Origin of the sequence: Streptococcus sp. HMSC065E03, assembly GCF_001815045.1 — a bacterium.
GTDB classification, from domain to species: domain Bacteria; phylum Bacillota; class Bacilli; order Lactobacillales; family Streptococcaceae; genus Streptococcus; species Streptococcus parasanguinis_AD.
In genome coordinates this window covers 46,759-71,555 of sequence record NZ_KV818852.1, presented here as the reverse complement: position 1 = coordinate 71,555, position 24,797 = coordinate 46,759, and the positions used below count along the sequence as shown (strand labels likewise).

Annotated in this window: 26 protein-coding genes and 1 tRNA gene; 25 read left to right on the top strand and 2 right to left on the bottom strand. The window is 44.4% G+C overall.

What is annotated here, in order from left to right; all coding sequences use genetic code 11:
• Window positions 1–42: 42 nt before the first annotated feature.
• Together HMPREF3002_RS05025 and HMPREF3002_RS05020 are read left to right on the top strand one after the other, a co-directional pair.
• Window positions 43–429 carry an SMU1112c/YaeR family gloxylase I-like metalloprotein gene (locus HMPREF3002_RS05025; RefSeq protein ID WP_070665448.1) on the top strand — a complete coding sequence of 129 codons (387 nt, stop codon included), beginning with the start codon at window positions 43–45 and terminating at the stop codon, window positions 427–429.
• An 8-nt stretch (window positions 430–437) separates the two neighbouring features.
• A complete protein-coding gene (locus HMPREF3002_RS05020; RefSeq protein WP_070665447.1) occupies window positions 438–2,756 on the top strand; it encodes an HAD-IC family P-type ATPase in 2,319 nt (772 codons plus the stop codon).
• A 180-nt stretch (window positions 2,757–2,936) separates the two neighbouring features.
• Here HMPREF3002_RS05020 and HMPREF3002_RS05015 read toward each other — a convergent pair whose 3' ends face one another.
• Window positions 2,937–3,281 carry a DUF3397 family protein gene (locus HMPREF3002_RS05015; RefSeq protein WP_013903943.1) on the bottom strand — a complete coding sequence of 115 codons (345 nt, stop codon included), beginning with the start codon at window positions 3,279–3,281 and terminating at the stop codon, window positions 2,937–2,939.
• A gap of 160 nt (window positions 3,282–3,441) precedes the next feature.
• Between HMPREF3002_RS05015 and rplK the strand changes: the two genes are divergently transcribed.
• From rplK to HMPREF3002_RS04975, 8 genes are all read left to right on the top strand, one after another.
• On the top strand, window positions 3,442–3,867 hold the full coding sequence (gene rplK / locus HMPREF3002_RS05010; protein ID WP_006595850.1) for a 50S ribosomal protein L11: 426 nt from the start codon (window positions 3,442–3,444) through the stop codon (window positions 3,865–3,867).
• Between the two features lie 97 nt (window positions 3,868–3,964).
• Window positions 3,965–4,654 (top strand): 50S ribosomal protein L1, encoded by a 690-nt coding sequence (rplA, locus tag HMPREF3002_RS05005; protein ID WP_003005355.1) that lies wholly within the window; start codon window positions 3,965–3,967, stop codon window positions 4,652–4,654.
• A gap of 128 nt (window positions 4,655–4,782) precedes the next feature.
• Window positions 4,783–6,225 carry an APC family permease gene (locus HMPREF3002_RS05000; RefSeq protein WP_070665446.1) on the top strand — a complete coding sequence of 481 codons (1,443 nt, stop codon included), beginning with the start codon at window positions 4,783–4,785 and terminating at the stop codon, window positions 6,223–6,225.
• 135 nt (window positions 6,226–6,360) lie between these two features.
• Window positions 6,361–7,092: a UMP kinase gene (pyrH, locus tag HMPREF3002_RS04995; RefSeq protein ID WP_009731451.1), complete on the top strand. Its 732-nt coding sequence runs from the start codon at window positions 6,361–6,363 to the stop codon at window positions 7,090–7,092.
• Between the two features lie 19 nt (window positions 7,093–7,111).
• Window positions 7,112–7,669, top strand: a complete 558-nt coding sequence (frr, locus tag HMPREF3002_RS04990; protein ID WP_003005165.1) for a ribosome recycling factor — start codon at window positions 7,112–7,114, stop codon at window positions 7,667–7,669.
• 99 nt (window positions 7,670–7,768) lie between these two features.
• On the top strand, window positions 7,769–8,623 hold the full coding sequence (cvfB, locus tag HMPREF3002_RS04985; protein ID WP_070665445.1) for an RNA-binding virulence regulatory protein CvfB: 855 nt from the start codon (window positions 7,769–7,771) through the stop codon (window positions 8,621–8,623).
• A gap of 10 nt (window positions 8,624–8,633) precedes the next feature.
• Window positions 8,634–8,849, top strand: a complete 216-nt coding sequence (locus HMPREF3002_RS04980; RefSeq protein WP_003005127.1) for a YozE family protein — start codon at window positions 8,634–8,636, stop codon at window positions 8,847–8,849.
• Between the two features lie 79 nt (window positions 8,850–8,928).
• Window positions 8,929–9,924 carry a PhoH family protein gene (locus HMPREF3002_RS04975; RefSeq protein WP_023918766.1) on the top strand — a complete coding sequence of 332 codons (996 nt, stop codon included), beginning with the start codon at window positions 8,929–8,931 and terminating at the stop codon, window positions 9,922–9,924.
• A 47-nt stretch (window positions 9,925–9,971) separates the two neighbouring features.
• On the opposite strand, the gene ald is transcribed toward HMPREF3002_RS04975, so the two are convergent.
• The gene (ald, locus tag HMPREF3002_RS04970) at window positions 9,972–11,084 is read right to left on the bottom strand and encodes an alanine dehydrogenase (protein ID WP_023918764.1); all 1,113 of its coding nucleotides are present in this window, start codon (window positions 11,082–11,084) and stop codon (window positions 9,972–9,974) included.
• A 202-nt stretch (window positions 11,085–11,286) separates the two neighbouring features.
• Between ald and HMPREF3002_RS04965 the strand changes: the two genes are divergently transcribed.
• From HMPREF3002_RS04965 to tehB, 15 genes are all read left to right on the top strand, one after another.
• A complete protein-coding gene (locus HMPREF3002_RS04965) occupies window positions 11,287–11,856 on the top strand; it encodes a GNAT family N-acetyltransferase (protein ID WP_023918762.1) in 570 nt (189 codons plus the stop codon).
• Between the two features lie 50 nt (window positions 11,857–11,906).
• Window positions 11,907–11,979: transfer RNA gene (locus tag HMPREF3002_RS04960), tRNA-Thr, on the top strand.
• A gap of 392 nt (window positions 11,980–12,371) precedes the next feature.
• Window positions 12,372–14,096, top strand: coding sequence for a tetracycline efflux ABC transporter Tet(46) subunit A (tetA(46), locus tag HMPREF3002_RS04955; RefSeq protein ID WP_070665444.1), 1,725 nt, complete (start codon window positions 12,372–12,374; stop codon window positions 14,094–14,096).
• A gap of 1 nt (window position 14,097) precedes the next feature.
• Window positions 14,098–15,834 (top strand): tetracycline efflux ABC transporter Tet(46) subunit B, encoded by a 1,737-nt coding sequence (gene tetB(46), locus HMPREF3002_RS04950; protein ID WP_070665443.1) that lies wholly within the window; start codon window positions 14,098–14,100, stop codon window positions 15,832–15,834.
• A gap of 97 nt (window positions 15,835–15,931) precedes the next feature.
• Window positions 15,932–16,429 (top strand): rRNA maturation RNase YbeY, encoded by a 498-nt coding sequence (gene ybeY / locus HMPREF3002_RS04945; protein ID WP_003005431.1) that lies wholly within the window; start codon window positions 15,932–15,934, stop codon window positions 16,427–16,429.
• On the top strand, window positions 16,410–16,808 hold the full coding sequence (locus HMPREF3002_RS04940; RefSeq protein WP_049514264.1) for a diacylglycerol kinase family protein: 399 nt from the start codon (window positions 16,410–16,412) through the stop codon (window positions 16,806–16,808). The genes ybeY and HMPREF3002_RS04940 overlap by 20 nt, the downstream gene beginning before the upstream one ends.
• Before the next feature lie 29 nt (window positions 16,809–16,837).
• On the top strand, window positions 16,838–17,737 hold the full coding sequence (era, locus tag HMPREF3002_RS04935) for a GTPase Era (protein WP_003004993.1): 900 nt from the start codon (window positions 16,838–16,840) through the stop codon (window positions 17,735–17,737).
• Window positions 17,738–17,782: 45 nt separating this feature from the next.
• Window positions 17,783–18,607 (top strand): DNA-formamidopyrimidine glycosylase, encoded by an 825-nt coding sequence (gene mutM, locus HMPREF3002_RS04930; RefSeq protein WP_070665442.1) that lies wholly within the window; start codon window positions 17,783–17,785, stop codon window positions 18,605–18,607.
• Window positions 18,608–19,204: a dephospho-CoA kinase gene (gene coaE / locus HMPREF3002_RS04925; protein WP_070665441.1), complete on the top strand. Its 597-nt coding sequence runs from the start codon at window positions 18,608–18,610 to the stop codon at window positions 19,202–19,204.
• Window positions 19,205–19,220: 16 nt separating this feature from the next.
• Window positions 19,221–20,420, top strand: a complete 1,200-nt coding sequence (locus tag HMPREF3002_RS04920; RefSeq protein WP_223325177.1) for a multidrug efflux MFS transporter — start codon at window positions 19,221–19,223, stop codon at window positions 20,418–20,420.
• Window positions 20,410–20,559 (top strand): 50S ribosomal protein L33, encoded by a 150-nt coding sequence (gene rpmG / locus HMPREF3002_RS10655; RefSeq protein WP_003005699.1) that lies wholly within the window; start codon window positions 20,410–20,412, stop codon window positions 20,557–20,559. The genes HMPREF3002_RS04920 and rpmG overlap by 11 nt, the downstream gene beginning before the upstream one ends.
• Before the next feature lie 41 nt (window positions 20,560–20,600).
• Entirely contained in the window at window positions 20,601–20,834 is a 234-nt protein-coding gene (secG, locus tag HMPREF3002_RS04915; RefSeq protein WP_003008189.1) for a preprotein translocase subunit SecG, read from the top strand.
• 96 nt (window positions 20,835–20,930) lie between these two features.
• Entirely contained in the window at window positions 20,931–23,291 is a 2,361-nt protein-coding gene (rnr, locus tag HMPREF3002_RS04910; RefSeq protein WP_070665439.1) for a ribonuclease R, read from the top strand.
• A complete protein-coding gene (gene smpB, locus HMPREF3002_RS04905; RefSeq protein WP_003005443.1) occupies window positions 23,254–23,721 on the top strand; it encodes an SsrA-binding protein SmpB in 468 nt (155 codons plus the stop codon). The genes rnr and smpB overlap by 38 nt, the downstream gene beginning before the upstream one ends.
• A 130-nt stretch (window positions 23,722–23,851) precedes the next feature.
• Window positions 23,852–24,712, top strand: coding sequence for an SAM-dependent methyltransferase TehB (gene tehB / locus HMPREF3002_RS04900; protein WP_070665438.1), 861 nt, complete (start codon window positions 23,852–23,854; stop codon window positions 24,710–24,712).
• Window positions 24,713–24,797: the final 85 nt, after the last annotated feature.

Sequence of the window (24,797 nt, the reverse complement as noted above, 5' to 3'; positions counted from 1 at the left end):
CCACTCCCTTTTCTTTTTATAGGAAATAGAAAGTAGGACCAGATGAAGTTAGACATGATTCATCATATTGCTATCATTGGACGGGATCGCGATGCCATGTTGCATTTCTATGTGGACCAGTTGGGCTTTGCGATTGTCAGTGAATATGACCGTCCTGAACGCGGAGATATCTTGATCAATCTCCGTCAGGGCCAGCTGACGTTAGAACTCTTTATCAAACCGACGGCCCCAGAACGGCCTAAGCTTCCCTTGCCCGAGCATGCGGGACTGCGTCATCTAGCCTTTAAAGTGGAAGATGTCGAGGCGTATCTAGCTAGATTGGATCAGCTAGGTATTGAGAATACAGGCCTTCGCTATGATGACTTTGATGGTAAGAAAATGGCATTTTTCTTTGATCCAGAAGGACTGCCTTTGGAAATACATGAGTGAGGAACGCAATGGATAGATTAGAAGGACTCAGTCAGGAAGAAGTAGCAAAAAAGATCCAAGAGGGCAAGCAAAATAAGGTCACAATCAAGACAGAAAAAAGCCTAGGACAGATCATTCGAGACAATGTCTTTACCTACTTTAATCTGATATTTTTGATTTTGGCTATTTTGCTGGTAGCAGTGAAGTCTTGGAACAACCTCTTGTTTGTCCCGATTGTCGTGGTTAACTCCTTAGTTGGTATTGTACAGGAAGTCCGCTCTAGACGGATCTTGCGTCAGATGCAATTTCTACACATGAGTGAGGCGATCGCTCTTCGTGAAGGTAAAGAAGTCGCTCTACCTATCGATCAGCTGGTGGAGGGTGATCTCGTTCGCTTTCAAGCTGGAGACCAGATCTATGCGGATGGGGTCTTGCTGGAGGGCGAGCTAAAAGTCGATGAGTCGCAATTGACAGGTGAAGCTGATGAGGTCAAAAAAGGAGCGCAAGATGCGCTCATGTCAGGTAGCTTTGTGATTGCTGGTCAAGGACTGGCACGATTGGAAAAAGTGGGGAATGACTCCTACATCAACCAATTGAGCTTGGAAGCCAAGCAGGTCAAGTCCCATGAGGAGTCTGATATGGTTCATGCAGTTAACCGCATCGTAGGGATCATTGGTCTCCTTATCATTCCTCTAGGCTCGCTCCTTTTTCTTCGTAGCTATATCAGCCTAGGCGATAGCCTAAAGCTCAGTGTGACTTCAACAGTCGGAGCCTTGATCGGGATGATTCCAGAAGGTTTGTACCTCTTGATGACCTTGGCACTGGCTCTTGGTGCTGTCAGATTGGCCAAGGAAAAGGTTCTGCTCAATAGCATGAAGGGGATTGAGACCTTATCGCGCGTGGATGTCCTTTGTGTCGATAAGACAGGGACCATTACAGAGCCTGGTATGGAAGTGACAGAGATTCGTCCAGCTAAAGACGCTCAAGACTTGGAAGCTCTAGCTCAGTATGTCAAGGCTAGTATGGATCAAAATGACACCATGGATGCGATCCGAAAATTTCACAAGACACCAGTTGGCCGGCCTTGGAAGACTCTTGAAATACTGCCCTTTACGTCCAAGAAAAAGTATGGGGCCATTGCCTTTGAAACTGGGATCTATGTATTAGGCGCACCAGAATTTGTCTTAAGAGAAGACTTCTCTGAGCTTGAAAAAGAGATCGCCCCTGCTACGCAGGCAGGCCATCGGGTCTTGGCCTTTGGAAAATATAGAGGAGAAGACCTTAGAGAGACGTTAGAGGCTCCTGTAGATTTGGTAGCCTGGATTATTCTCTCCAATCCTTTGAGAAAAAATGCCAAAGAAACCTTTGCTTACTTTAAGAAACAAGGAGTGAGCATCAAGGTTATTTCAGGAGACAACCCAGCTACTGTCTCTGCTATTGCACAAAAAGCAGGCATTGAAGGAGCAGAAGACCTGATTGATGCCAGAACCTTGCAGACGGAAGAAGACTTGCACCAAGCGGCGAGCCAGTATACAGTCTTTGGTCGGGTGACCCCAGAGCAAAAGAAAAGCCTTGTAGAAGGCTTGCAGGCAAAAGGACACAAGGTCGCTATGACAGGAGATGGCGTCAACGATATTTTAGCCTTAAAAACAGCGGATTGTAGTATTGCGATGGAATCTGGAAATGATGCGACCAAAAAGATGGCGCAAGTGGTCTTACTGGATTCTGACTTTGGGAAGATGCCGTCTATCGTGGCAGAAGGTCGTCGGGTGGTCAATAACATTCAGCGATCAGCTAGTCTCTTTTTGATCAAGAATATCTTCTCCATTTTGTTGGCTATCTCAGTGACGCTCTTAGCCTTTACCTATCCGATCATGCCGTCGCAGATGTCTTTGATCAGTGGTTTTACAATTGGGATTCCAGGATTCTTCCTAGCGCTTGAGCCCAATAGCGAGCGCATCAAAGGACGCTTTATTGAAACGGTCTTTAAAAATGCGCTACCTGCTGCCTTGACGGATTTTATACTGATCTTCAGTCTGGTATTGCTCTCTTCAACATTTGGCATGAGTTCTGAAGAGCTCTCGAGTGCAGCCATCTGCTTGATGGCCTTCGTCGGTTTTACCATCATCTACCAAGAATCCCAGCCTCTCAATCACTACAAGAGACTGGTTCTCCTAGGAAATATCCTAGCTTTTCTGGTTTCAAGTAGTATCCTAGGGAAATTCTTTAACATGAGCCCCTTGAGGCTTCAAACGCTGCTTATCTGCGCCATCATGGCGGTTCTCGCTCTCATCTTGATTCAACTCTTCAAGAAGTTAGTGGGTTGGTTCTTTCATCGGAAGAAATAAAAGAAAGTGAGTGGGACAGAAATCGGTAATTCGTTAGAATTCGATTTCGTCGTCCCTCCTTCGCACAGTTGAGTAGGGCTGTAAAAGCTGATGAAATCAGCGTAGTGAGCCCACTCAACCACTGCGTCTTGCTCGACAACAAAAAGAGGCTAGGACTTTTGTCCTAGCCTCTTTTTGGCATTAGATAAATAAACTAGCGGTTAGGATCAGATAGAGCAAGAAGGTGACTAGAAATCCCGCACGCCAGAAGTATTTGATAAATTTCGGATAATAAAAACTCTTTTTCTTTTTTAAGAAATAAATCGTTAGCCCCAAGGCTAAAAGCGAAAGGCTTAAAGCTAGCAGCGGTAAGAGGCTGTGATAAAAGGCGCTGTCTGAGATCAGGTAGTACTCTAGGGCAAATAAAGGAAAGGCAATATCGGTGGATCGCCATCCTCTTTTTTGAAGCTTAAAGAGGTGAACAATGATACCACTCAGAATCAGCGTTAAAAAAATAAATAATACAGAAGCAACTTTGATTAACATAGCTTCATTCTATCATAAAACGAAAAAAAAGTTTACTATATTTTAATTTTTTCTTGCAAAAAAAGAGAAATCGTGTATAATAGAAAGGTATGCACAAAGCATACTTGTGGGAGGTAAAAATCTGTAATTACCGCCAAAACCACAAAGGAGGATTTAAGAAATGGCTAAAAAAGTCGAAAAACTTGTAAAATTGCAAATCCCTGCTGGTAAAGCTACTCCAGCTCCACCGGTTGGACCAGCACTTGGTCAAGCAGGTATCAATATCATGGGATTCACTAAAGAGTTTAACGCTCGTACGGCTGACCAAGCTGGTATGATCATCCCAGTTGTGATCACTGTTTATGAAGATAAATCATTTGATTTCGTTACAAAAACACCACCAGCTGCTGTTCTTTTGAAAAAAGCTGCAGGTGTTGAAAAAGGATCAGGTACACCGAACAAAACGAAAGTTGCAACAGTTACTCGTGCACAAGTACAAGAAATTGCTGAAACTAAGATGCCAGATTTGAACGCTGCAAACATTGAGTCTGCAATGCGTATGATCGAAGGTACTGCTCGTTCTATGGGATTCACTGTTACTGACTAATTGTAACAATCCTATTTGCCCGCAATACACTTGATCAAATGACGAGTGACGTGGGAGATGAAAATCGATATGACCACATTACAAGGAGAAAGATAAAATGGCTAAAAAAAGCAAACAACTTCGTGCTGCTCTTGAAAAAATCGACAGCACAAAAGTCTACAGCGTAGAAGAAGCTGTAGCTCTTGCAAAAGAAACTAACTTTGCAAAATTTGACGCAACTGTAGAAGTTGCATACAACTTGAACATCGACGTGAAAAAAGCTGACCAACAAATCCGTGGTGCAATGGTATTGCCAAACGGAACTGGTAAAACTGCTCGCGTTCTTGTATTTGCACGTGGTGCAAAAGCTGAAGAAGCAAAAGCTGCTGGTGCAGACTTCGTAGGTGAAGATGACCTTGTTGCGAAAATCAACGATGGTTGGTTGGACTTCGACGTAGTTATCGCTACACCTGACATGATGGCTCTTGTTGGACGTCTTGGACGTGTCCTTGGACCACGTAACTTGATGCCAAACCCTAAAACTGGTACAGTAACAATGGATGTTGCGAAAGCAGTTGAAGAGTCTAAAGGTGGTAAAATCACTTACCGTGCTGATAAAGCAGGTATCGTTCAAGCGATCATCGGTAAAGTTTCATTCGATGATACTAAATTGGTTGAAAACTTTAAAGCTTTCAACGACACAATCCAAAAAGCAAAACCAGCTACAGCTAAGGGTACTTATGTAACTAGCTTGACTTTGACTACAACTCAAGGTCCTGGTATCAAAGTGGACGTTAACTCACTTTAATTGAAATGAAAAAGCTACCTTCGGGTAGCTTTTTTCTTTTAAAAAATTTCAACAAATGTTAGAGAAAACGCTTACAAATCAAAAGTAAAATGATATACTAGATCTATCAAAAAATAAGGAGATCTATTATGAAGAAAGATCACAACCAATTAAATTGGCTCATGGTCTCACTCATTGCTTTTAATATGGTGTGGGGATTGGGAAATGTCGTGAATAACTATTCGACCCAAGGCATTTCTGTTATTGTTTCCTGGATCCTGATCTTGGCAATTTATTTCATTCCCTATGCTTTGATCGTTGGCCAATTGGGCTCAACCTTTAAAGAAAGTGGGGGTGGTGTCAGTGAGTGGGTTGAAAAGACATCTACAAAACGTCTCGCCTATTTTGCGGCCTGGACCTACTGGGTTGTACATATTCCCTATTTAGCTCAAAAACCTCAGCGAATTCTGATTTCTCTAGGTTGGGTTCTTCAAGGGAATGACAAATTTGTGAGTGGCTTAAGCATCCAATGGGTGGTTATCCTTTGCTTGATTATTTTTGGAATTTTTCTCTATCTCTCTACCAAAGGTTTGATGACCTTGAAAGTCATTGGTGGTTTGGCTGGTAGTGCCATGCTGATCATGTCCTTCCTTTTTGTCTTATTAGCAGTTGGAGTTCCTTTCATCAATCCGGGTATGCAATTTGCGACCCAACATATGGATCAGGTGAGCACCTATATTCCAAACTTTGACTTCTCTTATTTTACTACCATTTCTCTCTTAGTCTTTGCGGTAGGTGGAGCTGAGAAGATCTCTCCTTATGTCAACCAAACCCGTAATCCTGCGCGTGAATTTCCGAAAGGAATGATTGTCATGGCAATCATGGTTGGACTTTCTGCCATTCTTGGTTCCTTGGCTATGGGGATGCTCTTTGACAGTGGACATATTCCAGAAGATTTGATGCGAAATGGAGCCTTCCAAGCTTTCCAAATTCTTGGAAAACACTGGGGAGTTGGGAATGTCTTAGTGATTATCTATGCTTTGACAGACATGATTGGACAAATCGCAGCCCTGGCCTTTTCGATTGATGCTCCGCTTCAAATCTTGCTCCATAATGCAGACGATGAATATATTCCTTCTTGGCTTCGCAAACGTAGCAAGAAAGGCGTCTTGACCAATGGTTACCTCCTGACAGGGATTTTGGTCAGTCTTCTTATCGTCGTTCCCCTCTTTGGGATTCAAGAAATCGATGGGTTAGTAAAATGGATGACCAACCTGAATTCTGTTGTGATGCCAATGCGTTACCTCTGGGTCTTCTTTGCCTATATCATGCTCAATCGTGCTTGGAAGAAGTACAAAGATGCAGAATACAAGATGACCAAGAGTCCAAAACTAGGCTTTATTATTGGAGCTTGGTGCTTCCTGTTCACGGCCTTTGCCTGTATTTTAGGGATGGTGCCAAAAGTGGACTTTAAGGTGGACCCAGTCGCTTGGCAATTCTCTCTATTGACCAATATCTTGACTCCGCTTGTCTTGATTGCATTAGGCATTATTTTGCCATGGATTGCCCGTCGCGAAAAGAAAAAAGTCTAATGGTAAATCCTAGTCCTCGGACTGGGATTTTTCCTTGTTAGACAGCTTTTTGAAAATAAAAAATTTTGATGGATATGACTATATAAAAAACGTAATTTATGGTAAAATAATACAGATCAAAAAAGGAGAGAGAAAATGGTAGAACCTAAGTATAAACGTATCTTAATCAAGCTATCTGGTGAAGCCCTTGCCGGCGAACGTGGTGTCGGAATCGATATCAAAACTGTCCAAAAAATGGCTCAAGAAATCAAGGAAGTTCACGAACTTGGAATTGAAATTGCCTTGGTTATCGGAGGTGGAAATCTTTGGCGTGGAGAACCTGCTGCTGAAGCAGGGATGGATCGTGTCCAAGCAGACTACACAGGGATGCTCGGAACTGTCATGAATGCTCTTGTGATGGCAGATTCGCTTCAACAAGTTGGTGTGGATACCCGTGTTCAAACAGCGATTGCCATGCAACAAGTCGCAGAACCTTATATCCGTGGTCGTGCCCTTCGTCACCTTGAAAAAGATCGGATCGTGATCTTTGGTGCCGGGATTGGTTCTCCTTACTTCTCAACAGATACGACCGCAGCCCTTCGTGCAGCTGAAATTGAAGCAGATGCCATTCTTATGGCCAAAAATGGGGTGGATGGTGTTTACAATGCCGACCCGAAAAAAGATGCTTCAGCTGTGAAATTTGAGGAATTGACCCACCGTGATGTCATCAACAAAGGTCTTCGCATCATGGACTCAACAGCCTCCACTCTCTCCATGGACAACGACATTGACTTGGTTGTCTTTAATATGAATGAACCAGGCAATATCAAACGCGTTGTCTTTGGTGAAAATATCGGTACAACTGTATCAAATAACGTAGAAAAATAATAGAAAATAGAGGAAAATTATGGCAAACCCAATCGTAGAAAAAGCAAAAGAAAGAATGACTCAGTCTCACCAAAGTTTGGGACGTGAATTTGGTAGCATCCGTGCTGGACGTGCAAATGCAAGTCTTTTGGATCGTATTTTCGTAGAATACTACGGAGTAGAGACACCATTGAACCAATTGGCATCTATCACCATTCCAGAAGCGCGTGTCTTGTTGATCACTCCATTTGATAAATCATCTTTGAAAGACATCGAGCACAGCATCAATGCTTCTGACCTTGGCATCACTCCAGCCAACGATGGATCTGTTATCCGCTTGGTTATCCCAGCTTTGACAGAAGAAACTCGTCGTGACTTAGCAAAAGAAGTGAAAAAAGTGGGTGAAAATGCTAAAGTAGCGATCCGTAACATTCGTCGTGATGCTATGGATGAAGCGAAGAAACAAGAAAAAGCAAAAGAAATCACAGAAGATGAATTGAAAGGTCTTGAAAAAGAGATTCAAAAAGTTACGGATGACGCTGTTAAGCATGTAGATGAAATGACAGCTCACAAAGAAAAAGAATTGATGGAAGTTTAATCCATCCCAACCATTACAGGAAAGATAGACTCAGTTGGCACTGCTGGCTGGGTTTTATTTCCATTATTCTTGTGAAGAGGCAAGAGGAAAGAAGGAAACATGAATACGAATCTAGCAAGCTACATCATGGGAATGGTCATTGATGAAAATGATCACTTCTATTTTGTTCAAAAAGATGGCCAAACCTACGCGCTTGATAAAGCAGAAGGCCCACACCAAGTCGGAGAAAGTGTCAAGGGCTTTGCCTATACAGATATGAAGCAAAAACTACGACTCACGACACTTGAAGTCACTGCAACTCAAGAAAGCTTTGGCTGGGGAACGGTCACGGAAGTGCGCAAGGATTTGGGAGTCTTCGTGGATACAGGGCTTCCAGATAAGCAGATTGTTGTCTCACTAGATATCCTACCGGAGATCAAAGATCTATGGCCTAAAAAGGGCGATCGTCTCTATATTCGTTTAGAAGTCGATAAGAAAGATCGGATTTGGGGGATCTTAGCCTACCAGGAAGATTTCCAGCGTTTGGCTCGTCCAGCCTACAACAATATGCAAAACCAAAACTGGCCAGCCATTGTCTACCGCTTGAAATTGTCTGGGACCTTTGTTTACCTTCCAGAGAATAATATGCTGGGCTTTATCCACCCAAGTGAGCGCTATGCAGAACCTCGTTTGGGAGAGGTCTTAAATGCTCGCGTTATTGGTTTTCGTGAGGTGGACCGGACCTTGAACCTATCTTTGAAGCCACGCTCCTTTGAGATGTTGGAAAACGATGCCCAAATGATTTTGACCTATTTGGAAGCTAATGGAGGCTTTATGACCTTGAATGATAAGTCATCTCCAGAAGAGATCAAGGCAACTTTTGGGATTTCAAAAGGCCAGTTCAAAAAATCTTTGGGTGGTTTGATGAAGGCCAAAAAAATCAAGCAAGACCAGTTTGGAACAGAGTTGATCTAAGAGGAGGCTTATGCGAAAATCATTTTATACTTGGCTGATGACGGAGCGCAATCCTAAAAGCAATGCTCCTAAGGCCATTCTAGCAGATCTTGCTTTTCACGAGTCTGCTTTTCCCAAGCATACAGATGACTTCGACGAGGTCAGTCGCTATTTAGAAGAGCATGCCAGCTTTTCCTTTAATCTTGGCGATTTTGATGCGATTTGGGAAGAATACCAAGCCCACTAGAAAAGGACAGGTCGAGGATGGTTTTTTCTCGGCCTCTTTGTTATAATAATAGAAAAACACAGGTAGAGAGGTTCTTTATTTGCAAGAACATTCAGTTGAAATTACATTAACGCATCCAGACGATCTCTTTCATTTGTTTGGATCCAACGAACGCCATCTCCGTTTGATGGAGCAAGAATTTGGGGTGACCATTCATGCCCGGACAGAAATCGTCCAAATCATTGGGGAAGAAGAAAGCTGCGAGCAGGTTCGTCAGGTCATTCAGGCTCTCTTGGTCCTCGTCAACCGCGGCATGACCATCGGAACGCCAGATGTGGTGACCGCCATTACCATGGTGAGAAATGGGGAATTGGATAAGTTCATCGCTCTTTATGAAGAAGAGATTATCAAGGATAGTTACGGCAAGCCCATTCGGGTTAAAACGCTTGGTCAAAAGATCTATGTCGATAGTGTCAAGAACCATGATGTCACCTTTGGGATTGGACCAGCGGGGACTGGGAAAACCTTCCTAGCCGTGACCTTGGCAGTGACTGCCCTCAAGCGTGGTCAGGTCAAGCGGATCATTTTGACGCGTCCTGCTGTAGAAGCTGGAGAGAGCCTTGGTTTCCTACCAGGGGATCTTAAAGAAAAAGTAGACCCTTATCTACGTCCGGTCTATGATGCTCTTTACCAGATTTTAGGGAAAGACCAAACAACTCGGATGATGGAGCGGGAGATTATCGAGATTGCGCCTTTGGCTTATATGCGGGGGCGGACCTTGGACGATGCCTTTGTCATCCTCGATGAAGCGCAAAATACCACCATCATGCAGATGAAGATGTTTTTGACCCGTCTTGGTTTTAACTCTAAGATGATTGTCAATGGGGATACTAGCCAGATTGACCTTCCTCGAAATGTCAAATCAGGCTTGATTGATGCTCAGGAGAAATTGAAGAACATTTCTCAAATTGACTTTGTGCATTTCTCTGCCAAGGATGTCGTTCGCCATCCAGTAGTAGCAGAGATTATTCGGGCCTATGAGCCCATTCCAAATCCAGTCCTCAAAGAAAAACCGGATGTGGAAGAAGAAGAATAAAAGAAAAGGCAAAGATCATCAGATCTTTGCCTTTTTTATGTTAGAAATTAAACCAATTCATCGATTGGGGTGAAGTCGCGCTCTAAACCAGTAGCAACAGGTTGGCTTGTGATATGGCCTTGGTAAGTGGTGACCCCTTGGCGCAGGCCTTCGTCGAGGGCAATTGCCTTGTGGAAGCCATTGTCAGCTAGGGATTCGACATAAGGAAGGGTCACATTGGTAAGGGCGATAGTAGAGGTACGAGCGACAGCCCCTGGGATATTGGCAACGGCATAATGGAGCACGCCATGTTTTTCGTAAACTGGCTCCGTATGCGTTGTGACACGGTCTGCTGTTTCGATAACCCCACCTTGGTCAACGGCCACATCGACGATGACTGAACCGGGACGCATTTGTTTAACCATATCGTCTGTCACTAATTTAGGAGCTTTAGCACCAGGAATCAAGACAGCACCGATGACAACATCGGCATCACGGACGCTGGCCTCAATATTAAATGGGTTGGACATAAGGGTTTGGATTTGATGACCAAAGACATCTTCCAGAACAGCCAGACGTTTGGCGCTGATATCTAAGATGGTCACTTGGGCACCGAGTCCAAGGGCGATACGAGCTGCGTGGGTTCCAACGACCCCGCCTCCGATGATGGTGACTTTCCCTTTGGGAACACCTGGCACCCCACCTAGGAGGACGCCTGATCCACCTTCTTGTTTGGTCAGGAAGTGAGCACCGATTTGCACGGCCATCCGTCCAGCAACCTCACTCATTGGCACCAAGAGAGGCAATTGTCCATCAAGGTCACGCACCGTTTCGTAGGCCACCCCTGTTGTTTTAGCTGAGACCATAGCGTCCGCTAATTCTGGAGCAGCAGCCATATGCAAGTAAGTGAAGAGCAAGAGGTCTTCGCGAAGGAAGCCGTATTCTTCAGCGAGAGGTTCTTTGACTTTGACCACCATCTCAGCGGCCCAAGCTTCTGCAGCAGTTGCTACAATAGTCGCTCCTTGTTTGGCGTAATCTTCATCGACAAAGCCAGAACCAAGTCCAGCATTTGTTTCCACCAACACTTGATGTCCTTTCTTCACCAAGCTTTGTACGCCTGCAGGTGTCAAACCGACCCGATTTTCGTTGTTTTTAATTTCTTTTGGAATACCAATTAACATGATTATTTCTCCTTGCTTGGATTTAGGTGTAAAAAGGCCATTGGTGTGAGATGGCTCTCTTGACTCAATGACCTTTTTACTCCTTATCCGATTGTTTTAATTGATTTTATTGTATAGAAAAGTGGGTAAAAATGCAAGAAAAATTTGAGCTTGCCTTCTTTTATGTTATCTGCTAAACTAAACCCTAAAGAAGGAGAGTCAAATGGAAAATCTATATGTGAAGTTAGCAGCTTATCGTGAAACAGAGACGGAGCGTTTGCGCTTGCGTCCGGTCACTCTTGAAGATGCACCGGCTATGTTTGAGTACGCTTCTGATGAAACCGTTACGCGCTATACGTTTCCAACCAATCAAAGTCTGGAAGAAACGCGTAATAACATTGCCCTCTTTTACCTAGCGAGCCCACTTGGAAGATGGGGGATCGAGCTGAAAGAGAATAGAAAATTTATCGGGACGATTGATTTACTAAATTTAGATCTTTGTCTGAAAAAGGGGAGTATCGGCTATGTTCTGAATAAAAATTATTGGAACCAGGGACTAGCGACAGAGGCTACCAAGGCAGTCATTGGCCTGGCTTTTGAAGAGTTAGGGATGAACAAGCTCATTGCTGTTCATGATAAGGACAACCCAGCTTCTGGACGGGTGATGGCCAAAGCAGGGATGAAATATTCTCACGAGGAGCCCTACGCGATGCTAGACTTGCATGAAGAAGGGCGAATGGTGACGAGAGTTCATTATGTCCTCACTAAGGAAGAATATTTGGCAGAAAAATGAGTCAGGATATTGACAAAAGACCTATCTCCATGATATAGTAGATAGGTACTGCTGGTTTAGCTCAGTCGGTAGAGCGCATCCATGGTAAGGATGAGGTCGCCGGTTCAATCCCGGCAACTAGCATAGCAGAAGAGAGAAGCTTAGAGACGATCTAGGCTTCTTTTTTTGCGAGTCCATCTTAAAAATTTTGCTTTTTTCAATAATTTTCAAAAAAGCGTTGACAAGCAAGGAAATACGTGGTAAAGTTAGAACAACAAAGAGAAAGGAGAAAACCATCATGAACAAAGTAGATGTTTTGATGACACAATTGAATACACAGCTTCTCCAATCTCAGTTGAGTTCTATGTAAAAATTGAATGATACCCAAGATGGAGGAGTCTGTCTTGGGTTTTTTGTATGCATTTTTGCCTGCCTTAACTGAATTGGTGACAGGCATCAGATGGCCCAAGTGTGGACTGAGCACGTACTCAGCTCCTACTTGGGTTTTTTCTGTGCCATTTTGAAAAGGAGAATATATGATCAGAGCTATTTGGGAGTATATCAGGGAGCGCAAGTGGCGATATGTGAAGATCGCTATGGTCCTGATTCTTTATGATTACACTTTATTGATCCCGACGCAAGTCATCCAGCGCTTAGTGGATCATTTGAGTCAGCAGACGCTGACGCAATCGAACTTTGTATGGGATATGGTCCTCTTGGTGGGATCAGCCATCCTCAATTACCTGACGGCTTTTTATTGGCAGTTGCGACTCTTTCAGTCGTCAGTCCATTTCAAGGCGACCCTTCAGGGACAAGCTTTTCGTAAGCTAGTAGCTATGCGGCGTCCCTTTTTTGAGAAATTTCGCTCAGGGGACCTCTTGACGCGCTTTACGACAGATGTGGATGGCATGGCCGATATGGCTGGTTACGGGATGATGGTGCTCCTGTTTGGCGGTGGCTTGTTTGCCTTTATTATTCCGACCATGTTTTTCATTTCTTGGCAATTAACCTTGATTTCCTTTATTCCCATGATCTTCCTTGTCGTCTCTACCTATTTTTTGAGTAGAAAGCAGGAGGAGTATGTTGAGCAAAACCGGGAAGCGGTTGCTCAGTTGAACGATGAAGTCTTGGAGTCCATCGAGGGGATCCGGGTCATGCGGGCCTATAGTAGACGGGATCAGCAGGTCAAACAGTTTCAGAAGAAAACGGCTAGTCTCTCCAAAACAGGGGACAAGATTGCTTCTATCCAATATTCTTTTGGCCCCTTAGCCCTGTTGTTTATTGGATTCTCGACAGTCTTGCTCCTGCTATTTGGAGGACAGTCCCTGGCAAGTGGGCAGTTGAGCCTTGGCAAGCTATTGGCCTTGCAGCTGTATTTGGTCTTTTTAATTGAGCCTATGTGGATGATGGCGGACCTGATCTTGGTCTATCAGACAGGGCAAATGTCCTATAAAAAACTAAAAGAAGTGATTGATGAGACAGATGATCTGGAGCCAGATGGTACACACTATTTAGAGCAGATCGATTCGGTAGAGTTTAAGGATTATTCCTTCAGTTATCCTGGTGCTGAGCGAAAGAGCCTTTCAGGTATTGATTGGACCGTTCAGAAAGGCCAAACAGTAGGGATTGTTGGTCGTACAGGATCAGGAAAGACGACCCTAATCCGACAGTTCTTGCGGCAGTACCCAGTTGGTGAGGGAGGATTCTTGATTAACCAGCAACCGGTCGTTGCCTACAATCGGCGTTCCATTGAAGATAAAATTGGTTACGTTTCCCAAGAACATATTTTATTCTCCAAGTCCATTCGTGATAATATCGCTCTGGGTAAAAATGGTGCTAGTGACGAGGATATAGTGGAAGCGGTAGCCCAAGCTGCTTTTGCGGATGATCTCGAGCGGATGTCTCAGGGAATGGACACCATGATCGGTGAGAAAGGGGTCTCTGTATCAGGAGGTCAAAAACAACGGATCTCTCTGGCGCGTGCCTTCTTAAGAGATGCAGATCTCTTGTTGTTAGATGATTCCCTTTCGGCAGTGGATGCCAAGACCGAACAGGCCATTATTGACACCATTCAAAAAGAACGAAAAGACAAGACGACCATTATTGTTTCCCATCGCTTGTCTGCTGTCCATCAGGCGGATTGGATCATCGTCTTGGATCAAGGACAGATTGTAGAAGAAGGCAGGGCTTGTGATCTGCTGGTTCAAGAGGGTTGGTACTACGAACAATACCAACGGCAACAAAAACAGGAAGGAGAATAAGATGAAAGTATTGAAACGATTATTATCTAGGATCACGCTTTATCCTACAGTCTTTCTTGTTGGCTTTATTTGTCTCTTATTAGCCACCATCTTTTCTGAGTTGTCTCCATTCGTTCTTCAAAAGATGATTGATGGACCTTTGACTGCACTGACCCATGGTGGCGGGCAAGGGGACTTGCTTCAGATGGGAGGTTTTTATCTCTTGGTCTTGAGCATTGGACAGCTGATTAGCTACCTAGGAAATCGGATCTTGCTACACGGAAGCAATCAAGTGACGGCTAACCTAAGAGACCAAGCCTTTCAAGTCATGCAAGGGCTACCTATCTCTTATTTTGATGATAAGCCGGCTGGAAAGATCGCGACAAGAATTGTCAATGATACGGAAACCTTGCGGACTCAGTTTTATAACTCCTGTATGGTGTTGATCATCTTTTTAGTACGTTTTCTCTTCGTTCTAGGGATTCTCTTTTACCTGAGTCCTATGATGGGCCTTCTCTTGTGTTTGGTCTTTCCGATTTTCTATGGGATCCAGTATCTCTATAAGGTTATGACGGACCAACCGATGAAGGATTTCTTTGATGCGAGAAGCGAGGTCAATACCCAGGTCAATGAACTCTTGCATGGTGCCAGTATGATTCAACTCTATCATCAAGAGCCTGGTGTGGTGGATGAGTTTGAAGCCACTACTCAGAAGATGCTAGGAGCTAATGATCGAATCCTCTTAGCCGATTCCATTGCTTCTTGGACCTTGACGGAATTGCTCAAGTTTTTAGTGATTGCAGGTATTTTGACCATCGCTGGGATTTCTTTCCTACAAGGCAATATCGGTGTGACGGCTGGTTTCTTATTTATCAATATTAACTATGTCATTAATCTATTTGATCTCATGGCCAATCTTAGTCGTCAATTCCCAAATATTCGGCGATCCTTAGAAACGGGGAGCCGCGTCCTTGCTTTCTTGGACCAACCTTTGGAGGCCGATGGTGCATCGGAACTGAAGATAGAAAAGGCAGAAGTCGTGTTTGACGACGTTCAATTTGCCTATGAAGAAGGCAAACCAGTTCTGCGGGATATTGCCTTTCAGGCTAGTCCAGGGGAAACCATCGCTCTTGTGGGCCATACTGGATCAGGTAAGTCTTCGATTATGAACCTGCTCTATCGTTTTTATGATCCTCAAGAAGGAGCGATTTTGATCGATGGTCAAGATATTCGCCAAGTCTCTCGTGAGAGCCTACGAAGCCATATGGGGATTGTCCTGCAGGATCCTTATCTATTTACAGGGACCATTGCTAGTAATGTGGCCATGAGTCAGGATCACATTGATCGGGATGCGGTCCAAGATGCCTTGAAAAAAGTCGGGGCTTGGCCCTTTGTAGAGCGCCTTGAAAAGGGAATCGACCATCCAGTGGTTGAAAAGGGATCTGGCTTCTCAAGCGGGGAGCGCCAGTTGATTTCCTTTGCGCGGACCCTCTATATGAACCCGAAAATTTTGATTCTGGACGAAGCAACCTCCCACATTGATACGGAGACAGAGGAGATCATTCAGAAGGCTATGGCAGTCCTGCAAAAGGGCCGGACGACCTTTATCATTGCCCATCGCTTGTCCACTATCCAAGATGCGGATCAGATCTTAGTCTTATCTGAAGGACGCATTGTAGAGCGTGGTAGACATGAGGAACTGGTTGCACAAGGCGGGATCTATGCCCAGATGAATGCCATCCAGCAAACAGTGGTGTAAGATGATCATGCAAAGAAAAAGTTTGAAAACCAGCCTGTATCTAGTATATAGGCTGGTTTTTGTGATATAATAAAGTGATAATAGTGAGGTGATCCAGATGTATATTGAAATGGTAGATGAGACGGGCCAAGTTTCTGACGAAATCTTAAAACAAACGCAAGAAATTTTAGAATTTGCTGCTCAAAAAATTGGGAAAGAAGACAAGGAAATGGCTGTGACTTTTGTGACCAATGAACGCAGTCATGAACTAAATCTTGAATACCGTGATACGGATCGTCCGACAGATGTCATCAGTTTAGAATACAAGCCAGAGATGGAGATTTCTTTTGACGAGGAAGACCTTGCAGAAAATCCAGAATTGGCAGAGATGATGGCGGAATTCGATACCTATATTGGTGAGCTCTTTATTTCAATTGACAAGGCGCGGGAGCAAGCGGAAGAATATGGCCATAGCTTTGAGCGCGAAATGGGATTTTTGGCAGTACATGGTTTTCTTCACATCAATGGCTATGATCACTATACGCCAGAAGAAGAAAAGGAAATGTTTGGCTTACAGGAAGAGATTTTGACAGCCTATGGACTCACAAGACAATAAGCGAAAATGGAAAAATCGAGACTTCACTTCAAGCCTGGAGTTTGCGATAACAGGAATTTTCACATCGATCAAAGAAGAGCGCAATATGCGCAAGCACGCCTTATCAGCCCTTGTAGCAATGCTTGCTGGTTTGGTGTTTAGGATTTCTGCGACGGAATGGCTCTTTTTATTGCTGAGCATTACCTTGGTGATTGCTTTTGAAATTATGAATTCAGCTATTGAAAATGTGGTGGATTTAGCTAGTAACTACCATTTCTCCATGTTGGCAAAAAATGCCAAAGACATGGCGGCTGGAGCAGTCCTCGTTGTATCAGGCTTTGCCTTGGTGACAGGATTGATCATTTTTGTGCCCAAATTCTGGGCCTTGGTATTTGGATAAGAGGGAGTATGCCCTCGTGAAAGGATGTTATGACATTTAAATCAGGCTTTGTAGCCATTTTAGGACGTCCCAATGTTGGGAAGTCAACGTTTTTGAACCACGTTATGGGTCAAAAGATTGCCATCATGAGTGACAAGGCGCAAACAACGCGCAACAAGATTATGGGGATTTATACGACCGATAAGGAACAGATCGTCTTTATCGATACCCCAGGGATTCACAAACCCAAGACCGCACTTGGCGACTTCATGGTGGAGTCAGCTTACAGCACTCTTCGTGAAGTGGATACCGTTCTCTTTATGGTGCCAGCAGATGAGCCACGTGGGAAGGGCGATGACATGATCATCGAGCGCCTCAAGGCTGCTAAGGTGCCGGTTATTCTGGTGGTCAACAAGATCGACAAGGTGCACCCTGACCAACTCTTGGCGCAAATCGATGACTTCCGTAGTCAAATGGATTTCAAGGAAATCGTGCCGATTTCAGCCCTTCAAGGAAACAATGTTTCACGTTTGATTGATATTTTAAGTGAAAACTTAGAAGAAGGTTTCCAATATTTCCCTGCCGATCAAATCACCGATCACCCAGAGCGCTTCTTGGTCTCTGAAATGATCCGTGAAAAGGTTTTGCATTTGACGCGGGAAGAAATTCCCCACTCTGTTGCCGTAGTGGTGGATTCTATGAAGCGGGATGAAGAGACAGATAAAGTCCATATCCGAGCAACCATCATGGTCGAGCGCGATAGCCAAAAAGGGATTGTCATCGGAAAAGGCGGCGCCATGCTCAAGAAGATCGGAACCCTTGCACGCAAGGATATCGAACTCATGCTGGGGGATAAGGTCTTCCTAGAAACTTGGGTTAAGGTCAAGAAAAATTGGCGGGATAAGAAATTAGACCTAGCCGATTTCGGATACAACGAAAAAGAATATTAAGAAGAGGTGGGCAGAAGCCTGCTTCTTGTTTTTGAAAGGAGTTCTATGCCTGAATTACCAGAAGTAGAGACGGTTCGACGCGGTCTTGAGAAATTAATTCTTGGAAAAACCATTCAGTCAGTGGAAGTAAGGTATCCTAAGATGATTCAGACGGATCTAGATGCTTTTTGTCAAGATCTTCCAGGTCAAGAAATTCGGGCCATGGGGCGCCGTGGGAAATACCTTTTATTTTATCTGACGGATCTGGTCCTCATCTCGCATTTGCGGATGGAAGGCAAGTATTTCTTTTATCCAGACGAGGTTCCTCTTCGCAAGCATGCCCATGTCTTCTTTCATTTCACAGATGGTGGTACTCTGGTCTATGAAGATGTCCGCAAGTTTGGGACCATGGAAGTCCTCATACCTGAGCTTGTCGACAGCTATTTTTTGGCGAAAAAAATTGGTCCAGAGCCGACGGAAGTGGATTTTAAAGAACCAGCCTTCCAAGCATCTCTTAAAAAATCAAAGAAACCCATTAAATCAGCTCTTTTAGACCAAAAATTAGTGGCTGGTCTGGGCAATATCTATGTGGATGAGGTCCTTTATCGAGCCAAGGTTCATCCAGCCCGTTTGGGTCAAAGCTTGACTGCTAGAGAAGTTAAAGCAATCCGCAAAGAAACGATTGCTGTGCTTGCTCAAGCTGTTGAAAAGGGTGGCTCCACCATTCGCTCCTACAGCAATGCTTTTGGAGAAGATGGCACCATGCAGGAAGAACACCAGGTCTATGGGAAAACAGGCCAGCCTTGTTTGCGCTGCGGGACACCGATTGAGAAAATCCAGCTGGGGGGACGCGGAACCCATTTTTGCCCCCACTGTCAAAAGGAGAACTAGATGGCAAGAATCATCGGATTAACAGGAGGAATTGCTTCAGGAAAGTCTACTGTCACCTGTTATTTGAGAGAAAAAGGGTATCCTGTCATTGATGCTGATCAAGTGGTCCATGATTTGCAAGCACCAGGTGGAGAACTTTACCGTGTCCTAGTGGATCATTTTGGGAGAGAGATCCTTACCAAAGAAGGAGAGCTGGATCGCCTAGCTTTGGGTCAGCGGATCTTTTCAGACCCTAGTGAACGAGACTGGTCCAATCGCGTCCAAGGCGGGCTTATTCGTGAGGCTCTAGCTGAGGTAAGAGATAGACAAGCTGCCCAATCCGATCTCTTTTTTATGGATATTCCTCTCTTAATCGAGCAGCACTATGAAGGGTGGTTTGAATCTGTCTGGTTGGTAGGTGTATCAAAAGAAACCCAGCTCAAACGCCTGATGGAACGAAACCATTTATCAGAACTGCAGGCCCAAGAACGCATCGCATCTCAAATGCCGCTAGATGAAAAAAGAGCCCATGCAGATCTGGTCTTAGACAATAATGGCGATCTTGCTGCCCTCTATGCCCAATTAGATGCAGCCCTACAACAATTAGAAAGAAGATGATTTTATCACAAGAGAAATCAATTGGCGTAAAAATCTATATATTGCCTGGATCGGGTGCTTTTTCATCGGAGCCAGCCTTTCTTTAGTCGTTCCTTTTATGGCCCTCTTTGTGGAAGAGTTGGGTGTTACGGGCAAGGCTGTTCCCTTTTATGCTGGGATTGCCGTCGCGAGTTCTTCTGTAACTTCTGCGATCATGTCTCCCATCTGGGGGAGCCTGGCCGACCGTTATGGTCGAAAACCCATGATGCTTAGAGCTTCCATTGCCATGACGCTGACCATGGGAGGGATCGCCTTTGTGCCATCCGTTTTTTGGCTCTTGGTCCTGCGCTTGCTCAATGGGGTCTTTTCAGGCTTTGTTCCCAATAGTACAGCCTTGATTGCCAGTCAAGTTCCCAAGGACCAATCCGGCTATGCCCTAGGGACCTTGTCGACTGGTGTCGTGGCTGGAACCTTGATGGGCCCTTTGATTGGGGGACTCATTGCCGAAAATCTAGGAATGCGCAATGTCTTTCTCTTGGTCGGCTTCTTCTTATTTTTGGTTTCCCTCTTAACCTTCTGGGGCATTGAAGAAGAGTATGAACCCCTTCCAAAAGAAGAACAAAAATCCAGCTGGGAGTTACTCATGTCCATTCAGCAAAAAGATATCCTCTTGGGACTCTTTTTGACCAGCATGACCATTCAAATGATCGCCCAATCTATTTCTCCGATCCTGCCTCTTTATGTGCGAGCTTTGGGACAAAGAGATAACCTGATCTTTGTATCTGGGATGATTGTTTCGGCTATGGGAGTCTCCAGTATGCTCTTTTCAGGTTGGATGGGAAAACTCGGAGACCGAATCGGGAATCACCGGCTCTTATTAATCGCCCTTCTCTATAGTGGCTGTCTCTATATCCTTTGTGCCCAAGCGCAATCACCCCTACAATTAGGAATCTTACGCTTCCTCTTTGGGATCGGGACAGGAGCCCTACTACCTGGAGTTTCTGCATTATTGAATCGTTTAACCCCTCCTGAAGGAATTTCTCGGATCTTTAGCTACAACCAGCTCTTTTATTACTTAGGTGGCGTGTTAGGGCCAATGATGGGATCGAGTATTTTCATGCATTTTGGCTATCATTGGGTATTTTACGGTACAGCCCTTTTGGCCTTTACCGATTTGATGTTCCTCTTATTCTTATTTAGAAAGTATTTGAAAGTGAGAGACGTACGTGCGAATTAAAGTTCAATTGACCTGCACCAGTTGTGGGAGTCAGAATTATTTGACCAGTAAAAATACCAAAACCCATCCCGAAAAGATCGAGGTCTTGAAGTATTGTCCCAAGGAAAGAAAAGTAACCTTACATATTGAATCAAAATGATTTTCATGGTATAATAGTGAAGATTTTAAGGAGTTTTGAATATGAGCGGAGCATTAACAACTATTTTACTAGTATTATCAGTATTGATTATTATCGCAATTTTTATGCAACCAACAAAAAACCAATCGAGCAACGTCTTTGACGCAAGCTCAAATGACTTGTTTGAACGTTCAAAAGCGCGCGGGTTTGAAGCCGTGATGCAGCGTTTAACAGCTATTATGATCTTCTTTTGGTTATTGATCGCGATGATCTTAATGGTACTTTCTAGTAGATAAGATAGGCTCAGACAATGTCTTTGCCTATTTTTATTTTGTAAAACAAAGACACAAGTAGATAGAAAAAAGGAGGCTGGATAACCAGCAAATAAATCAATGAAAACAAGTATTAAAGAATATTTACAAGAGCATGACAAAGCCCAGATCAATGATCTGGCAGCAGCTCTAGGAAAGGAAGGGTCTAAGGATTTCCGTGACTTGGTCAAAACCATCTCTCTGATGGAACGCCGTCATGAGTTGAAATTCGAAGATGATGGCTCTCTTCGTTTGGCTCAAAAGAAGGCCCCAGTTATTACCCTCAAGGGGATCTTTCATGCGCATAAGAATGGCTTTGGCTTTGTCAGTTTAGAAGGCGAAGAAGAGGACCTCTTTGTTGGCCGAAATGATGTTAATCACGCTATCGATGGTGACACCGTTGAGATCGTCATTACCAAGGTAGCAGACCGAAACAAGGGAACGGCAGCAGAAGCTAAGATTATTGATGTCTTGGAGCATAGCATCAAAACGGTAGTTGGACAAATCGTTCTGGATGAGGAAAAGCCTAGATATGCCGGCTACATTCGTTCGAAAAATCAAAAGATCAGCCAGCTGATCTATGTGAAGAAGCCAGCCATCCAATTGGAAGGGACCGAAATCCTCAAAGTCGAAATTGATCAATACCCGAGCCGCAAACACAATTATTTTGTGGCGACTGTGCGGGATGTGGTCGGTCATGTGACAGATCCAGGAATCGATGTCTTGGAAGTGTTAGAATCCATGGACATCGTCTCAGAATTTCCAGAAGAAGTGCTGAAAGAGGCTGATCAGGTTCCAGATGCACCGTCTGCTAAGGATTTAGAGGGACGGTTAGATCTGCGAGATGAGATCACCTTTACGATTGATGGGGCAGATGCCAAAGACTTGGACGATGCAGTCCATATCAAGCTACTCAAGAACGGCAACTTTGAGCTGGGTGTTCACATCGCAGATGTTTCTTATTATGTTACAGAAGGTACAGCACTCGACAAGGAAGCTCTAAATCGGGCAACCTCTGTCTATGTGACCGACCGAGTAGTACCCATGTTGCCAGAGCGTCTCTCCAATGGGATCTGTTCTTTAAATCCGAATGTGGACCGCCTGACCCAGTCTGCCATCATGGAGATCGATCCTCATGGCAAGGTCGTCAAGCATACCATTACCCAAACAGTGATCAATACAACCTTCCGAATGACCTATAGCGACGTCAATGATATCTTAGCGGGAGACGAAGAAAAGGCTCAAACCTTTAAGAAAATTGTCCCAAGTATTCATCAAATGGCCACCTTGCATGGCATTCTAGAAAGCATGCGGATTCGTCGCGGCGCCCTTAATTTTGATACCAATGAGGCTAAAATCCTGGTCAATAAAGAAGGAAAACCGGTCGATATCGTTTTGCGTCAAAGAGGAATTGCCGAGCGGATGATTGAGTCCTTTATGCTGATCGCTAATGAGACAGTGGCGGAGCACTTTACGCGACTGAAACTACCGTTCATCTACCGGATCCATGAAGATCCAAAAGCAGAAAAAGTACAGAAGTTTATCGATTATGCTTCCAGTTTTGGAATCCAAATCTACGGAACGGCTAGTGAGATGAGCCAAGAAGCCCTGCAAGAAATTATGCGCAAGGTTGAAGGAGAACCCTATGCAGATGTCCTTTCGATGATGTTGTTGCGCTCGATGCAACAGGCTCGCTACTCAGAGCACAACCATGGCCACTATGGGCTTGCTGCTGAGTATTATACCCACTTTACCAGTCCCATCCGTCGGTATCCGGACCTCATGGTTCATCGAATGGTGCGCGAATACGGAAAATCCCAAGAAGTGGCAGAGCACTTTGAACAAGCCCTTCCAGACATTGCCAGCCAATCCTCTAGTCGGGAACGCCGGGCTATTGATGCGGAGCGCGAAGTAGAAGCCATGAAGAAGGCTGAATACATGGAAGACTATGTTGGGGAAGAGTACGATGCCGTGGTTTCCAGTGTGGTGAAATTTGGCCTCTTTGTGGAGTTGCCAAATACGGTGGAAGGCTTGATCCATATCACCAATCTTCCTGAATTCTACCATTTTAACGAACGAGATCTAACTCTTCGCGGAGAAAAATCAGGAGTAACCTTCCGTGTCGGTCAGCAAATCCGGATCAAGGTAGAAAGAGCCGACAAGATGACAGGAGAGATTGATTTCTCTTATATTCCAAGTGAATGGGATGTCGTCGAAAAAGGCCTCAAGGGCAAAGGGCGTGACCGAGATGGCAATCGCCGGGATCGTAGACGCAAGGACAAAAAAGTTTCTAAGGGATCAACCGCTAGAAAAGATGACAAGCGGAAAGATTCTTCCTCTAAATCCAAAAAGAAAAAAGGGAAGAAACCATTTTACAAGGAAGTAGCAAAGAAAGGAGCCAAACATGGCAAAGGGCGAAGGAAAGGTAGTCGCGCAAAATAAAAAGGCGAGACATGACTACACCATCGTGGATACGATTGAAGCAGGGATGGTGCTGACGGGGACAGAGATCAAAAGTGTCCGTGCAGCACGCATTAACTTGAAAGATGGCTTTGCACAAGTAAAAAATGGCGAAGTTTGGCTTAGCAATGTCCACATTGCCCCTTACGAGGAAGGCAATATCTGGAACCAAGATCCAGACCGTCGTCGCAAGCTCCTTCTTCATAAAAAGCAAATCCAAAAGCTGGACCAAGACACCAAAGGGACCGGAATGACCTTGGTGCCTTTGAAGGTCTATCTCAAGGACGGCTATGCCAAATTGCTTTTGGGGCTCGCTAAAGGGAAACATGATTATGACAAGCGTGAATCCATCAAGCGTCGGGAACAAAACCGGGACATCGCACGGGTCATGAAACAATACAATACACGTTAAAGAAAAAGACAGTTTTGAAACTTGTTTCAGATCTGTCTTTTTTCTTGGAGATGGGCTCTCCTTTTTCCAACTTGTAAAAAGGGGCTTTTTTCTGTATGATAAGGGTAGTGAAAGAAAAAGGAGAAGCAGCATGACACAAAAATTGATCGCCTACAAACGCATGCCTATCTGGACTAAGGATAGCATGCCAGAAGCTCTTCAAAGAAAGCACAATACCAAGGTAGGAACCTGGGGGAAGATTACAGTTTTAAAAGGTCAGTTACGATTTATTGAATTGACCGAAGAGGGGGAAGAAATCGCGAGCCACCTATTTGAAGCAGGAGCAGAGAACCCCATGGCTGAGCCCCAGGCCTGGCACCGTGTGGAAGTAGCGACGGACGATGTGGAGTGGTACTTGGAATTTTACTGTGAGCCAAAAGACTATTTCCCCAAAAAATACAATACCAACCCTGTCCATTCAGAAGTGCTAGAAGCAGTGGGAATTGTCCCAGCTGGAAAGGCGCTGGATCTAGGATGCGGGCAAGGTCGAAACGCCCTCTTTTTGGCCCAACATGGCTTTGACGTAACAGCGGTGGATCAAAATGAGCTGGCACTTGAGATCTTACAAAGTATTGTCGCTGAGGAAGATCTAGAGATGCCAGTGGGACTCTATGATATCAATGCTGCAGCCCTTACTCAAAACTATGATTTCATCGTATCAACTGTGGTCCTCATGTTTTTAGACGCTTATCGGATTCCAGCGATTATCCGCAATATGCAAGAGCATACCAATCCAGGGGGCTACAATCTCATTGTCTGTGCCATGGATACGGAAGATTATCCTTGCCATATGCCCTTCTCGTTTACCTTTAAAGAAGGAGAATTGGCGGAGTATTACAAGGATTGGGAATTGGTCAAGTACAATGAAAATCCAGGCCATCTCCATCATCGAGATGAGAATGGCCATCGGATTCAACTTCGATTTGCAACCATGTTGGGAAAGAAAAAATAAAGAAAAAGCAGGATGTTAAGATCCTGCCTTCATATTGAAGACAAAGTCATATAAAAAACTTTCCTTAGGTGAGTACGGACGTCAG

Bases quoted from the DNA above. Each gene is read 5' to 3' on its own strand.
- HMPREF3002_RS05025 (WP_070665448.1), top strand. From the start codon at position 43: ATGAAGTTAGACATGATTCATCATATTGCTATCATTGGACGGGATCGC.
- HMPREF3002_RS05020 (WP_070665447.1), top strand. From the start codon at position 438: ATGGATAGATTAGAAGGACTCAGTCAGGAAGAAGTAGCAAAAAAGATC.
- HMPREF3002_RS05015 (WP_013903943.1), bottom strand. From the start codon at position 3,281: ATGTTAATCAAAGTTGCTTCTGTATTATTTATTTTTTTAACGCTGATT.
- rplK (WP_006595850.1), top strand. From the start codon at position 3,442: ATGGCTAAAAAAGTCGAAAAACTTGTAAAATTGCAAATCCCTGCTGGT.
- rplA (WP_003005355.1), top strand. From the start codon at position 3,965: ATGGCTAAAAAAAGCAAACAACTTCGTGCTGCTCTTGAAAAAATCGAC.
- HMPREF3002_RS05000 (WP_070665446.1), top strand. From the start codon at position 4,783: ATGAAGAAAGATCACAACCAATTAAATTGGCTCATGGTCTCACTCATT.
- pyrH (WP_009731451.1), top strand. From the start codon at position 6,361: ATGGTAGAACCTAAGTATAAACGTATCTTAATCAAGCTATCTGGTGAA.
- frr (WP_003005165.1), top strand. From the start codon at position 7,112: ATGGCAAACCCAATCGTAGAAAAAGCAAAAGAAAGAATGACTCAGTCT.
- cvfB (WP_070665445.1), top strand. From the start codon at position 7,769: ATGAATACGAATCTAGCAAGCTACATCATGGGAATGGTCATTGATGAA.
- HMPREF3002_RS04980 (WP_003005127.1), top strand. From the start codon at position 8,634: ATGCGAAAATCATTTTATACTTGGCTGATGACGGAGCGCAATCCTAAA.
- ald (WP_023918764.1), bottom strand. From the start codon at position 11,084: ATGTTAATTGGTATTCCAAAAGAAATTAAAAACAACGAAAATCGGGTC.
- HMPREF3002_RS04965 (WP_023918762.1), top strand. From the start codon at position 11,287: ATGGAAAATCTATATGTGAAGTTAGCAGCTTATCGTGAAACAGAGACG.
- ybeY (WP_003005431.1), top strand. From the start codon at position 15,932: ATGTATATTGAAATGGTAGATGAGACGGGCCAAGTTTCTGACGAAATC.
- HMPREF3002_RS04940 (WP_049514264.1), top strand. From the start codon at position 16,410: ATGGACTCACAAGACAATAAGCGAAAATGGAAAAATCGAGACTTCACT.
- era (WP_003004993.1), top strand. From the start codon at position 16,838: ATGACATTTAAATCAGGCTTTGTAGCCATTTTAGGACGTCCCAATGTT.
- mutM (WP_070665442.1), top strand. From the start codon at position 17,783: ATGCCTGAATTACCAGAAGTAGAGACGGTTCGACGCGGTCTTGAGAAA.
- coaE (WP_070665441.1), top strand. From the start codon at position 18,608: ATGGCAAGAATCATCGGATTAACAGGAGGAATTGCTTCAGGAAAGTCT.
- secG (WP_003008189.1), top strand. From the start codon at position 20,601: ATGAGCGGAGCATTAACAACTATTTTACTAGTATTATCAGTATTGATT.
- rnr (WP_070665439.1), top strand. From the start codon at position 20,931: ATGAAAACAAGTATTAAAGAATATTTACAAGAGCATGACAAAGCCCAG.
- smpB (WP_003005443.1), top strand. From the start codon at position 23,254: ATGGCAAAGGGCGAAGGAAAGGTAGTCGCGCAAAATAAAAAGGCGAGA.
- tehB (WP_070665438.1), top strand. From the start codon at position 23,852: ATGACACAAAAATTGATCGCCTACAAACGCATGCCTATCTGGACTAAG.